The 13972-nt window shown below is 40.3% G+C and carries 11 protein-coding genes; 1 reads left to right on the forward strand and 10 read right to left on the reverse strand.

Annotated features, from left to right (window positions below; genetic code table 11):
• Positions 1-16 precede the first annotated feature (16 nt).
• The 9 genes from preA to ACRX5O_RS04560 form a co-directional block, all read right to left on the reverse strand.
• Positions 17-1303 (reverse strand): NAD-dependent dihydropyrimidine dehydrogenase subunit PreA, encoded by a 1287-nt coding sequence (gene preA, locus ACRX5O_RS04520; protein ID WP_433904832.1) that lies wholly within the window; start codon positions 1301-1303, stop codon positions 17-19.
• A gap of 32 nt (positions 1304-1335) precedes the next feature.
• Complete coding sequence (locus ACRX5O_RS04525; protein WP_433904833.1) at positions 1336-2709, reverse strand: NAD(P)-dependent oxidoreductase; 1374 nt, start codon at positions 2707-2709, stop codon at positions 1336-1338.
• A 45-nt stretch (positions 2710-2754) separates the two neighbouring features.
• On the reverse strand, positions 2755-3639 hold the full coding sequence (locus ACRX5O_RS04530; RefSeq protein ID WP_433904834.1) for a nitrilase-related carbon-nitrogen hydrolase: 885 nt from the start codon (positions 3637-3639) through the stop codon (positions 2755-2757).
• A gap of 588 nt (positions 3640-4227) precedes the next feature.
• Positions 4228-5058 (reverse strand): STAS domain-containing protein, encoded by an 831-nt coding sequence (locus tag ACRX5O_RS04535; protein WP_433904835.1) that lies wholly within the window; start codon positions 5056-5058, stop codon positions 4228-4230.
• A 55-nt stretch (positions 5059-5113) separates the two neighbouring features.
• On the reverse strand, positions 5114-6994 hold the full coding sequence (gene selB, locus ACRX5O_RS04540; protein WP_433904836.1) for a selenocysteine-specific translation elongation factor: 1881 nt from the start codon (positions 6992-6994) through the stop codon (positions 5114-5116).
• 532 nt (positions 6995-7526) lie between these two features.
• Positions 7527-10664 carry an AAA family ATPase gene (locus ACRX5O_RS04545; RefSeq protein WP_433904837.1) on the reverse strand — a complete coding sequence of 1046 codons (3138 nt, stop codon included), beginning with the start codon at positions 10662-10664 and terminating at the stop codon, positions 7527-7529.
• 1 nt (position 10665) lies between these two features.
• Positions 10666-11805: an exonuclease SbcCD subunit D gene (locus ACRX5O_RS04550; protein WP_433904838.1), complete on the reverse strand. Its 1140-nt coding sequence runs from the start codon at positions 11803-11805 to the stop codon at positions 10666-10668.
• 149 nt (positions 11806-11954) lie between these two features.
• Positions 11955-12155 carry a cold-shock protein gene (locus ACRX5O_RS04555; protein ID WP_433904839.1) on the reverse strand — a complete coding sequence of 67 codons (201 nt, stop codon included), beginning with the start codon at positions 12153-12155 and terminating at the stop codon, positions 11955-11957.
• Between the two features lie 220 nt (positions 12156-12375).
• Entirely contained in the window at positions 12376-12519 is a 144-nt protein-coding gene (locus tag ACRX5O_RS04560) for a YvrJ family protein (RefSeq protein ID WP_119708442.1), read from the reverse strand.
• 197 nt (positions 12520-12716) lie between these two features.
• Here ACRX5O_RS04560 and ACRX5O_RS04565 point away from each other — a divergent pair, with 197 nt between their 5' ends.
• Positions 12717-12968, forward strand: a complete 252-nt coding sequence (locus ACRX5O_RS04565; protein WP_433904840.1) for a phage holin family protein — start codon at positions 12717-12719, stop codon at positions 12966-12968.
• Between the two features lie 299 nt (positions 12969-13267).
• Here ACRX5O_RS04565 and ACRX5O_RS04570 read toward each other — a convergent pair whose 3' ends face one another.
• Positions 13268-13927, reverse strand: coding sequence for a hypothetical protein (locus tag ACRX5O_RS04570; RefSeq protein WP_433904841.1), 660 nt, complete (start codon positions 13925-13927; stop codon positions 13268-13270).
• Between the last annotated feature and the right edge of the window lie 45 nt (positions 13928-13972).

Consider the following 13972-nt stretch of genomic DNA (forward strand, 5'->3'; position numbering starts at 1 on the left):
TTCCCCCTTTAAAGAATTATCTTTTTATAACGTCAACATTGCATGTGATGGCACCTAACGCCGCTTGCCTTTCGTTCCAAGTCATTGGTGGGAGTTCATTAGGCAGCTCAACCATGTCGATCGCACCGTCGACAGGACAAACAATCGAGCATAAATTACAGCCAACACAATCTTCTTCTCGTACGCGCAAAATACTTTCTCCGTTGGATTCTTTTAATCTATCAATGCATTGGTGAGATGTGTCCTCACAGGCGATATGACATTTATTGCAGTTGATACATACATCGTTATTAATTCTCGCAACGATTTTATAATTAAGGTCAAGATTTCCCCAATCAGAATATTTAGGTACAGATCTACCCACGATATCCATGACCGAAGCTATTCCTTTGTCATCTAAATAATTGTTTAAGCCTTCAATCATATCCTCAACGATACGGAAGCCGTGATGCATCGCAGCTGTACACACTTGTACGCCTGTCGCTCCCATCAACAAAAATTCCACGGTATCTCTCCAATTTGAAATTCCACCTATTCCAGATATCGGAACATTGATATGAGGATTTCTCGCACATTCTCCGACCATATTTAAGGCAATAGGCTTTACTGCGGGTCCGCAATATCCACCATGAGCCCCCTTACCAGCAACATGAGGAATGGTGTTCCAAGTATCAATATCGACACCAGCTAAGCTATTGATGGTATTGATCATGCTGATGGCATCTGCCCCGCCCCGTGTAGCTGCCTCAGCTGTAACGGTGATATCGGTAATGTTCGGAGTGAGCTTAACAATGACGGGTGTTTGGGCAACTTCCTTCACCCAATAGGTTTGTTTTTCAACTAGCTCAGGTACTTGGCCAGAGGCTGAACCCATTCCTCTTTCAGCCATTCCATGTGGGCAACCAAAATTGAGTTCTAATCCGTCCACCCCTATTGCTTCTACCTTTTTGACAATTTCATGCCACTTTTCTTGTTTTGGCTCTACCATGAGAGAAGCAATAATCGCATGATTGGGAAATTTCTTTTTTGTTTCCGCGATTTCCTTCAGATTCACTTCAAGAGGTCGATCGGTGATCAGTTCAATATTGTTAAAGCCCGCCACCCTTTGTCCGTTAAAGCTAACAGCTGCAAAGCGAGATGAAACATTCAGAATCGGTTCTCCTAGCGTTTTCCAAACAGCACCACCCCATCCCGCCTCAAAAGCTCTCTGCACTTGATATCCAGAGTTTGTCGGGGGAGCCGATGCGAGCCAGAAAGGATTCGGTGATTGAATTCCTGCCAAGTTGATACGTAAATCTGCCATCATCATACCTCCTTGAATAGATTAGCCCTTGCTTAGGCGGTTTCAGATACGGTTTTGGTAATCATTTGGTGGATGGCGTGGGCAGTTTTCTTTCCTTGTTGTGCTGCGGAAACTACCATCGCTTCTCCTTGACCTTTTCCGAAAATTACATCTCCACAAGCAAATACCTTTTTGTTGGAGGTTTGGTATGTGTATTGGTTAATTGTAACGACGCCACCATTATGCTCGAGGTTCATCTCTTCGATGAGATTTACGTATCTAGACTGGCCAATCGCTTTTATAACAGCATCCACCTCTAATTGGAATTCAGAGCCTTTTACCGGAACAGGCTTCCTTCGACCATCCCCACCTGCTTCAGTAAGTTCCATTTTGATACATTCGATTGCTTTTACGTTCCCAAGTTCATCTCCAATAATTCTGACGGGGGCGGTTAACCATCTGAACTCGACTCCATCCTGCTTGGCAAATTCATATTCAAAGTCATATGCCGTCATTTCCTCTAGCGTTCTTCTGTATAAGATCTTTACATTTTCTGCTCCGAGGCGAACAGAGCAAGTAGCGCCGTCAATTGCTGTATTACCGGCACCTATAACAACAACTTTTTTACCGAGGAACTCATCAGTAATAGGACTTGTTTTCGTTTGTTTTACAAACTCAATCGCATCATATACCCCTTGTAAATCTTCTCCCTCAATCCCTATATTAGGAACACTAGACATGCCAATGGCTAATATAACAACATCATAGTTTTCTAGAATTTCTTGGACAGAGATGTCGACGCCAACCTTTGTGTTTGTCTTAATTTTTACATCGACACTTTCCACTTGTTTGACTTCCCAAAACGATACTTCCTTTGGCAATCGGAACGAAACGATTCCGTACGTATTCAGACCCCCAGCGTATTCAGCTGCTTCAAAAATCGTTACGTCATAGCCGAGGATACCGAGCTCTCTCGCCGCTGATAATCCAGCAGGTCCACCACCGATTATGGCAACCGAAGTACCGTTTTTCTTACCAGCTTTAAAAAGGATTTGGTTATTTTTCATTGCCCAATCTGTTGCATATCGTTGTAGGTTTCCAATCATAATCGGTTTAGTAGAATGGTTGAGTACACAGGCCCCTTCACATAATTCTTCTGTTGGGCAGACACGGGAGCAGCTTGCACCAATTGGATTGGCAGACATGATGGTGGTTGCGGAACCTTTTATATTTCCTGAGGCTATTTTCTTAATGAAGGTTGGGATATCAATCCCTGTTGGACAGGCTGTAATACAAGGTGCATCATAGCAATAAAGGCAGCGATTTGCTTCCTCTACCGCCTCTCGATTGGACAGGCCAGGATGAACCTCCTGAAAGTTAGCGGCTATATGATCGTAGGAAATTCTCGATTGTTTTACCGTACTCAAATGTAAATACCCCCTCTAAGCTTTTTCGTTTTTACTCTTTGCTTTCTAAATTGAGGTCATTTTCTCATACGTTTCCGGACGTCTATCACGGTAAAACTGCCAAACATCTCTTACTTCACGAATCATTTTTTTATCCATTACTCCAATGATTACTTCATCTTTGTCTCGGCTGCCCATGGCCACAAAGCTTCCTCTTGGATCAACGAGGTATGACTGGCCATAAAATTCGCCCATATTCCACGGCCCTTCATAGCCAACCCGATTGATTGCGGCCACGTAATAACCGTTGGCAACCGCATGGGCCGGCTGTTCAAGCTTCCACAAGTATTCAGAGGTTCCAGAAACAGTGGCGGAAGGGTTAAACACTATTTCGGCTCCATTAAGACCTAGTACTCGAGCACCTTCTGGAAAATGTCGGTCATAACAAATGTACACTCCGACTTTTGCAAATGCGGTATCAAATACGGGGTATCCTAGATTTCCAGGCTTGAAATAGTATTTCTCCCAGAAGCCATACCCTTGATCGCCTACAGCCACATGCGGGATATGGTGTTTGCGGTATTTTCCTAAATAAGAACCGTCCGCATCAATAACGGCTGCCGTATTATAATAGGTGGCAATACCCTCACGCTCATAGATTGGCAGAATAATTACGACTCCCAGTTCCTTAGCAAGCTCCTGGAATAGCTTTGTTGTGGGGCCATTTGGGATTTCTTCTGCTGCATCATACCATTTTGTATTTTGCTCAGAACAAAAGTAGGGTCCGTAAAAGATTTCTTGCAAGCAAACAATTTGTGCCCCTTTTTCCTTTGCTTCACGAACGAGTTTGATATGTTTTTCGACTGCTTTTTGTTTATGGACTTCAACGGGTTCTTTTCCATCAACATCGTTGCTAGCCTGAATTAAACCGATGGTTACTTGATCTGCCATTCTCTTCGTTTCCCCCTAATCCGAAATAATTCTATTTTTTTTGAAAATTAAAAAACCAATGAATCATAGCAGCCTTTTATTTTCATGCACATCTTGTACATTATATTTCTTGTAAATGGACAGTATCCCTCCTGTTTTTATATTAAAAGCAGAAAAATCAAAACTTTTAATTAATTTTACATTTGCTTGATAACCATCGCATGATACATTATGTAAAATCCTTCTAGCCAATAGCTAGTCATTTTGTCAATTATGACTGGTAGGTTGTGAGATATTCTGACGAGAAGTTCTAGGGAGTTACTAGAGTATGTTTTTTTTGCAAGAAGATCATTTGTCATTGTGGAGTATAGAAAGAAAAATCTTACATATCGTTCTGCAGAGTGTGTGAAATTATGTAACAAAAATGGAATTAAGCCCATTATAATACTTACAACCTAGTGACTGAGAACTATTTTGTTAGATATTATTACGTGCTTTTTGTTATCAAATAAAAAAACCACTTCCTTTGATGAAGAAGTGGTTTTGTAACTGTCCATCTCAGGCGGACAAATACCTATGTTTTGTCCACGAAGGGTGTCTGTCACCAGCTTAGCGGTTGGCGAGAGCTTTGGCGAGGGTGGATACGATTTTGACTTTATTGAAATTGAGGCCCAGTTGGACCGATGTTTGGGCGATTTCTGGGCGCAAGCCAGAAAGAACGGTTTTCACACCGATTAAATCAAGTGCTTCGATTAGCTGAAATAACTTGTGGGCAACCATGGTGTCAATCATTACGACCCCAGATAAGTCAATAAACAACACGGTTATTCCCTTTGAGGAACATTGCAACAAAGTATTCTCTATTATAAACCTCGACCGATTTGTATCTATTTCTCCAATTAATGGTAACAGCGCTGCGTTATTATCGATAGCAATAACGGGAGAGGCTAATTCATTAATTAATTCCTGCTGTGCACGTAGGCGGGTCTCAGTATATTCATTTAATTCCTCAACAAATCGTAACATCACAAGCTTAAAGGCTTTAATGATCATACGATTCCATACATCTATAGAATGACGGTCATATGTCCCCTCATGGATGGATGAAAACTCTTGAAGAAAATCCAGATACTGATCTTGTACTCTAAAAAATTCTCGCAATGTAAAATGGTTTGGTGTTTGGAAATGCGGTTCATCCTTAACAATTTCTAGTATCCACTCTTGTATATCCTGTGTAAATTGCTTTTCATCTTTAATAAATATTTCGCAAAGCTGCAAGTGAAAACGATAGTTTTGCTGTTTTAAGTTTTCAATGACTGCGGGATCCTTGGAAGAATACACGCCGGCAGGATCGCTCTTATCCAACGAAGCATACCAGTCCTCTGTTAGCTGCCAAGATTTATCAAGTAAAAACTGATGGAGATCTTTATTCCTATGCATTCATTTTCCCCCTATGTAATAATGAAAGTAGCACCTTTCAAAAAGATGCTACTTCTTATAACCACACTCGCTTGTTTTCAACTCGTCTTGTGATTCCATTTTCATCTAATCGCTCTAGAAAAGGAATCATGTATTTCCTAGACAATCCGAGTACTTCCTTTGCTTTCCCTACATCAAACTCATTTTCTGTTTCAGCTTGAAGCCTTTTCACAGCTTCTGTAAAGACCTCTCCATGATAATAATAGGATTCGTCAAGAGGAATAATCATTTCTCGTTCGATCCAATATCTCTTAATGTCCTCGACTAAGGCTTCTGGAATTCCTGCCTCTTTTATGTAGTCATGTAAATATTTTACTTGAAGACCATCTCTTTTTAAATCATTTAATAGGTTGTCTGTACGTTTTTTCCAACTTGACGGAACATGAGGCGTAAAGGTGGTTAAGGATACAAATTGTCCCTTTCGTTGAAACAGTTTCGTTGTAGATCCCTGTTCTATTACATATTCCACTAACGACTTTGGATACCATTTTTTTAAACCTTGTAGAAGCTCGGCTTTATTTACCCCATTGCGTAGCGGGAACTGTTTATGGTAATCATTTAATCGGTCGTATAATTCTTCCTCAACATCTTTAATGATTGCTTGATAGGTGTATTCCTTGCTACTGTATGGGATAAATTCTTCCCCAACAAGGGCAAGAGAAACTTCCTCCTTATCGAGAGAGGTCCGCTTAATGAGTTCATCGATTGACAAACTCTTTGCCTCCATTAACGCGGCAGTTATGCGTTCGGTTGGTGATCCTTCTTTCTTTTTCCCGAGCTCTTCAATCGTTTGATGCCCGAAACGGTACTTCTCACCTTTAGGATCGATGACCCATCCCCCGCCGATCGTTTCCTGTGGGCTAGGTCTGCGTAAAATAAAACGATCTCCACGCTTTGTGACGATTTCTTCCTCAAGTCTTAATTGACAAAGAATTTCCCTACTGTCTTCTTTCAGTTCATTACGATCAAAAAACACGATTCTACCCATCACTTCAGCCGTTCCTATATGACATTTAATCGGCATTCTCTGTTTTACCAGATGCTCAAGATCTTCTACCATTTGAATGGCAACGTCAATTGTACGAGTGATATTAAAATGCTCGGAGGATACTAGTACATCGCCGCGTTCAATTTCCTCCTTGGTTACGTTTGATATATTTATCGCCGCTCTTTGACCGGCGAACGCTTGTTTAGCTGGTTGGTGGTGTACTTGAAGCTGCCTTGCTCTTACCTCAATCCCTTGTGGCATAATTGTAAGAACTTGACCTTCCTCAACAGCTCCTTCATACACGGTTCCTCTAACAACTGTTCCCTGCCCTTTTACGGTAAACACTTGATCGATTGGCAAGCGAAAAGGTCCTTTTGCATCACGAACGTCTTGTTGTTCTAACGTTTGTATAATTTGTGATTTAAGTTCGTCAATTCCTTTATGTGAAAGGCTGTCAACAAGGACGTAAGGTGAGTTTTCAAAGACCGTTCCGCTTAATTCTTCATAAATATCATCTTTCACTAGTTCTGAAAATTCCTCATCGACCTTGTCCATTTTGGTAATTGCAACAATACCTGACTTTATTCCTAAGAATCCAAGTATTTCTAAATGCTCCTTTGTTTGTGGCATAACCCCTTCATCTGCTGCGACAACAAGGACGACCAAATCGATACCTGCCACCCCAGCAATCATTTGCCTAATAAATCGCTCATGTCCTGGAACATCAATCACTGATATTTGTATTTTTTCATCTTCATATAAGGGGGCAAACCCTAGTTCTATGGAAATTTGCCGTTCCTTTTCTTCTTTTAAACGATCGGTATCAACATTGGTCAGTGCCTTCGTGAGTGTTGTTTTTCCGTGGTCGATATGACCTGCCATGCCTATTGTAAAATATCGTTTTTCCATGTTTGCACCTACTTTAACGTTCTCCACTCTTTTACTTTATCTTTAAACATCCTTTCGCTCAACCTTTTTGTCGAGCTTCTTTTTTTTGTATCATTTTAAAAGGTAGAAACAGAATCAAAAATATGAAAAGTGCGAGCCCTTCTAATGAGAGAATATAATAAGGGTAGAGGTTCCACTGCTCACCCTGGATAAGCCACCAATGATAGAGGCCTTCAAGGCCAAACAAGGTCACAAACATAATGAATGTGACTCTCTTTTCGGAGTTTATAAGAACCGCTCTGAAAAAATAAAAGAACATGCAGCCCAATACAAATAGTAACAGCATCAACCAGTGATGGAGCTGAAATAGTCCAAACGGATAAGGATCATAATGATGTCCGAACAATTCCTTCATACTCTTGCTCCTAACTAAGGGTCTATATACAACATAATCGGTTTTCTGTACATTCATACCAATTCTTTCTATTCTATTTCTCATATAAACAAATAAACAGGAGTAAAGGCAAAATTATGACCTTTACTCCTGTTTTGGTTAATTAATAAATTGAAAATAAGTGGTACTTCCGCTTTGGCTAGCAACTACCTCTAATCGAGCATCAATTCGTTCCTTTAGCTCAGGTACGTGCGAAATGATCCCAACAAGACGTCCGCTACTTTGAATGTCAATCAGTGCCTCAATTGCTTGGTCAAGGGATTCAGGGTCTAACGTACCGAATCCTTCATCAATAAACATCGTCTCTAGGGAAACTCCACCCGCATAATTCTGGACAACATCAGCTAGTCCAAGTGCTAAAGAGAGCGAGGCTTTAAAGCTCTCTCCACCAGATAATGTTTTAACGTGTCGTTCTTGCCCTGTATACGAATCAACGACGAGGAGCTCAAGCCCGCTCTGCGTGTTCCCTTTTGATTTATCCATTTTTCTAAGCAGTTGGAATCTTCCGCTCGTCATTTTGAGCAATCGTCCATTCGCTTCTCTTAATATGTCATCTAAAAAAGAACCGAGGACGTATCTCTCAAATGTAATTCGTAGATTATTATTGCCCTTTGAAATATCTGCAAGATTACCAATCATTTTGTATTGTTCTTCAAATTGCTTTATTTCTTTGTTCAAGGAATGAATCGTTTCTAATATTTGTTCGTTTTCTCGCTTTTTAAAGCTTAAGTCACTCTTTTGACCATCAATATCCTTTATTTCCTGTGTCATTTTTTCAATGAGGTCAGTTAATGCCTGAATATTAGGCATCGGTACATCCTTTAACAGTGCTTCTAACTCTGTGTAGCGATCGGTTACCGAGCGAAGTGACTCACGATAGTTTGATATCTCTGCTTCCATTTGTTGAAGTTCCACTTCGGAGCGCTTCGCTGTTTCATATTGCTTATAGTTCTGAAATCCTTGTTGTTCCAGTATTTCCTTAAACACTTCTCGCTCCACTTGAAGTTCGGCTTGCTTCGTCTCTTTTGACTGATGGACTGACTGAAGCTGTCCTTCGATTGTGGAAAGGGAAACTTTAGAATTTTGTAGTGCCATCTGAGCCTGTTCGAGCTTGGTGTTTAGTTCGAGTAACTGGCTTTGCTGACGATTTACTTCTTGCTCGAACCGATCAACTGAACGAAGTGCTTCAGGAATCGTTTCTTGAAGTCTAGTAAAATGACTGTTTTTTTCAACGAACGAGAGTCTAGCTTCCTGGTAGGATTCATCTAGCTTTTTAGCCTTTTGTGTCCATTCCGCCTTTGCCGTTTCAAGTTTCTTTAGGCCCTCCACGATAGCTTGAAGCTGTTCAAGACCTGTTTGTAATTTTAGTTGCTCTGCCTCGACATCTCTTTTCTTACTTAAGATGGTCTCTTTAAAAGTAGAAAGTTCCTCTATCAAAAAGTCAGGCTTACTCGCTTGTAAAGACTCTAGTGTTTGAGAGACTAATAGTGTGGAGGCTTCCACTCTCGATTGTAACTTGTAACTTTGAGATTGTCCTTCGTTTCTCTCTTTCTCTAATACTTCAAGCTGCTGTTTAGCAGCTTTCAAATCGGCTTCATCTGGAATGGCTTTATCCGCCTGATGAGTCGGTTTTGGATGATGTTCTGACCCGCAGACAGGACAAGGAGCACCGTCTTGAAGCTTACTTGCTAGTATAGAAGCTTGTCCATGCATCCAGCTGTTTTCTAGTTCCTCAACGAGAGATTTGGAATCCAAGTAGCGTGCATTTGTCCTCTCAAACTCCGCTTTTTTTCGATTAAATTTCTCTTCTAGAGTCAACAAGCTTTCCCTCTGTTTTTCTAAAGTAGAAATTAAATCAGTTTCACGCTTTAACTCGTCAAGTAGGCTTTTATTTTCTAGAAAAACAAGTTTGCTTGCATCTATTTCTTCTTTTTTCTCAGTGTATAAACGAAGACGATGGTCAATTTCTGTTCCCTTTTTTTCCGCTACTATCTTGTTCTCTTCAAGCTTTTTCCATTGTAGTTGAAGGTCGCGAATTTCAGCTTCAAGCTTTGCATAAGAGTGTACATCATCCTTTAATGACCTTAGTTTATGGATATCTTCCTCTAATGCTTTTCTTTCCGGTTCTTTTCCTTTTTCTGCTTGCCATGCTTCTTCAAGATTTTGCACTTGATCCAACAACGTCTTTTGCTTTACTAGCAAGTCATTCGCTTGAGTTTCGTAAGTGGTCAGTTCTTTTTTTAACCTAGCACATAACTGCTCTTGCTGTAGCAACAATATCGCTTTTTTTCCTAATTCTACGTCATCCCTTTTTTTCTCAAACAACTCCTTTTGGTTTTCAAGGTGAAGCTTGTTCTGAAGGGCCGTTTCCTTTGCTTCGAACTGTTTAACAACTGCTTCTGCATCATAAAGCTTTTTTTGTTCTACTTGACGCAGCTGATCTCTTTCCACAATTTCCTTTTCAAATAAAGAGATTTGCTCTACCATTGTTTGAATTTCTACTATTAATGCCGGAACAATGACAAGATCATTTGTGCTGCGCGCTTCCATATACTCTTTCAAATCCTCAGTAAATAAAGCGTTGATTTTTCGAATCGCAAGGTTACGGTCCGCCAGCTGTTTTTCTACTGCTGCTTTTAAAGAAGCTGCTTCTTCTTTTAGCTTTTCCTCAATTCTCTTATACAACTGCGTATGGAATAAGCGTTGTAGGATGGCTTCTTTTTCTTTACTGTCAGAGGTTAGTAGTTTTCTAAATTCGCCTTGAGGAATCATTATGATTTGGCGGAACTGATTGCTGTCAATCAGCATGATTTGTTTGATTTTTTCATCCACATCACGAACATTTGATGCGATGATTTGCTTCGTTCCATCCTCATCGTAAACATACAACTCTGCTTTTGCGCCAATAGAGGTAACCCCATCACCACGCGACTTTTTCTTTTCCTGTTGAGGAGAACGACTAATCTCATACGTTTTGCCACGAAGACGAAATTCCAAGGATACCTCTGTTAGTGTATCGTTATCGGCAAATTGGCTACGAAGCTCTGGTCCATTCCGATCTTCACCACTCGCTTTTCCATAGATCGCATAGCTAATTCCGTCAAAGATGGTAGTTTTCCCTGATCCTGTTTTCCCAGAGATAACAAACATTGTTCGGTTTCCAAGCTCGGAAAAGTCAATCACCTCTGTGCGAGAGTATGGTCCAAATGCCTGCATCGTAAGCTTTAAAGGTCTCATGTTATTGTTCCTCCTTTAAGACACTCTCGATGACCCCTGCCATAATCCTTTTCTTGTCAGGCGAGAATTCTTCTGAAGTCATTTCTTTATAAAACTGTTCAAACAGATCTAGTTCCGATTTTCTTTCGTGACCGATCGAAGTGATTAATTTCTTTTCTTTCATATCCTTTAGCACGGTCTGTCTTTCTAAGTGAAGGACATTTGGATAGACATGACGAAGCTTTCCGATTGGGTCAAGTAATGACCCTTCGTCTAGTAAGGTAATACTTAAATAATCATCGACCTTTTGATTTTCGTAAAAGCTCGTATCCAATAGTTCATCTAAGTATCCAACTAGTTCACGCATGTCCTGTTTTGGTGTTAACGAACGGTAACGAATTGAAAAATCACCTTTTTCATCCATTTCTACGATTTGAATGGATTTCTTTTGCTTAGCTTCTGAGAAGGAATATTTTAATAGAGATCCAGAATAGAAGATTTTATCATGTTTAATCGCATCAGGACTGTGCAAATGGCCTAACGCTGTATACTGAAATGGAGAAAATAAATCCTGAGTGACACATCCGGATCCTCCTACAGATAAGGATCGTTCTGAATCCGTCGACTCTCCCCCTAAAACGAAGGCATGTCCGACGAATACATTTGGAGTGTTCGGGTTTAACTGCTCCTCTATTTTTCCGATGATTCTCTTCATTGCTTCCTGATGGTTATGAATGCTGTCCTCATTTAATAATTGTCGAATAATACCAGGCTCTGCATATGGGACACAGTAAAAGTTCACCCCATTAATTTGAACAGGTTGAAAGTTCGCTTCTGGTTTACCTGTTAAGTACAATTGGCTATTTCGATACCAGGAGGTTCCAAAGGATAAACGTTCGGCACTATCGTGATTCCCGGCTATTGCTACGACGGGAATGTTTAGGCCTACATTGATTTCGAACAATACTTGGTCAAGCAGCTCAACCGCTTCTGTTGGTGGAACTGAGCGATCGTAAAGGTCTCCTGCAATGACAACCGCATCCGGCTGTTCCTCTGCAACCACTTGAATAAATTGATTTAATACTTCTTTCTGGTCGTCCGTCATATATATACCGTGGACAAGCTTTCCTAAATGCCAGTCCGCTGTATGAATAAATTTCAAACCTTCCACCTCGTTTGTTTAGTGTATTTCTCTATTATAACAGAACGTGCATTCGTTTTTCTTTACATATTTTTGTAAGTTCGTCTTTTCAGCAAAATAAAAAAGCAGCTTAACCGCAAGTGGTTAAACTGCTTGAAAGGTTATAGGAATTATTTTTTTGTTACGTTAGCAGCTTGAGGTCCACGTGCACCTTCTACTACTTCAAATGTTACTTCTTGACCTTCTTCTAGTGTTTTGAAGCCTTCAGCTTGGATGGCAGAGTAATGAACGAATACGTCTTTACCGTCTTCAGCTTCGATAAAACCGAAACCTTTTTCAGCATTGAACCATTTTACTTTTCCGTTTTTCATCTCAAAATCCCCCTAATGGCTGTTGAAAGCCATGCCTTAAATTTACCATTTACAACGTATAGCATTTGCAAACATTACGCATCCAAACGTGGAACAAAGTCGTACAAAAACTCTAACACGGTGCAGAACGGTTACCCTAAATTTAGCATCATCCCCTATTTCTGTCAATAAAATCCGACCTGTATTGTCTATAAAATTTAGAAAGTTAGGAAAATTAATACTAAGTGAATTCACGAATTCGGTCAGGTAGACTTTGGATAGATTGAACGACTGCATCTAACTTTGCTTCTACTCGATGTAGCAAGTATAAAGTCACTACAATCGGAAATCCGACATCACTAATGAACGCGATGAGCTGTTCCACTAGTCTCAGCTCCTTTCTTTTTGAATATGAAGGTGTAGGTGTTTTTTATCCCTTGTAACCTTCTATCTTCTATATATTATCGATCTACTGATTTGGACAGGCATAGAAATAATAATTTTTCATTTAGAGGACATGAATGCAAACCAACACCGACAAGCCTTCATATCATGTTAGTAGCACGATTAGGAGGTGAGAAAATGGATCTAGCATCGTTTTTAAATGAAAATTACTATATGCTTGTCCCAGCTCTCTGGGTCCTTGGATTTGCACTTAAACGTACACCTAGCGTACCTAACTGGGCAATTATTTGGGTCTTATTAGGATTTTCCCTTGTATTCGGAGTAATTGCTTGGGGTTTTTCCTCCACAGGTGTAATTAACGCGATCATCGCAGCGGGAATTGCCGTACTAGGCCACCAAATGGTCAAACAAACGATCAAAAAAGGGTAAAAATGGGTGACAGACACCCTTCGTGGACAAATGTAGGGGAATTGTATTTTTAGGGTGTCTGTCACCGCTCGTGGACAGAAGTGCCGATTTTGTCCGTCTGGGGTGGACAGATGCGTGATGGAATATTCCGTTTTGGGTTTTATTTTTATTATGTGAGGGTATATGAGGAATGGAATAACAAGATTTTATTCCCATCCACTCCCCCCCTGGATGAGATATGGATAGGCTGCTTGACAAGCGGAGGCAAAAATCCTTTTCCAATGAAAAAAGCCCCCCATTTAGGCGGCCCTTTTATTTGATTAGAACGATACGAGAATCCATTCGTCCTGAATAAATACGCTATATCCGGTGTAGTTCTCACCTTCTACACTAATCGTTTCGCCTGTGGATGCGACGTTTCGTATATTGTCCACGATAGGTCCTACTTCGTTAAACTCTCCAGTTTTTTCAAAAATGCGAACCAATAATTCTACATTTGTCATTGGAACAGCTTTAATTCCGGTAGACATCTGGAATAAAACTTCCCCATTCTTTACCATCGCAAAAACATCGCTATTTGGAATGGCATAAAAACCTGCCCCTAATTCACTCGCTACATTTATATAAACAGAAAATTTTTCATCTGTAACTTTCTCATATGTTGATCCAAACAACTCGATTGAATCCGGAACAAGAGCTTCTTCCCCTTTGCTCACGACCTCTGTGGTTTCTACAGCTGGTTCTGAAACAACCGCTACCACTTCCATTACCTCTTCCTCTTCGGAAGTAACTAAAAAAGCCGACTCATTATCGATTGTTTTTCCTAGGGAGACATCTGCTCTTTTTGGAACATCATGGTTTACACTTAGTGATGATCCCTGATCGGCTGTAACATTTGCACCGACATCTAAAAAACGTGAAAAACTAACAACAATAACTACGAAGAGCAGTGATAAAACGGTCCAAACTTTCTTTTTCAAATGACTCCCCCCTAAAAATAACTCCATACTTATTAGACGATTTCG

The organism is Robertmurraya mesotrionivorans, assembly GCF_050971805.1.
GTDB lineage: Bacteria > Bacillota > Bacilli > Bacillales > Cytobacillaceae > Robertmurraya_A.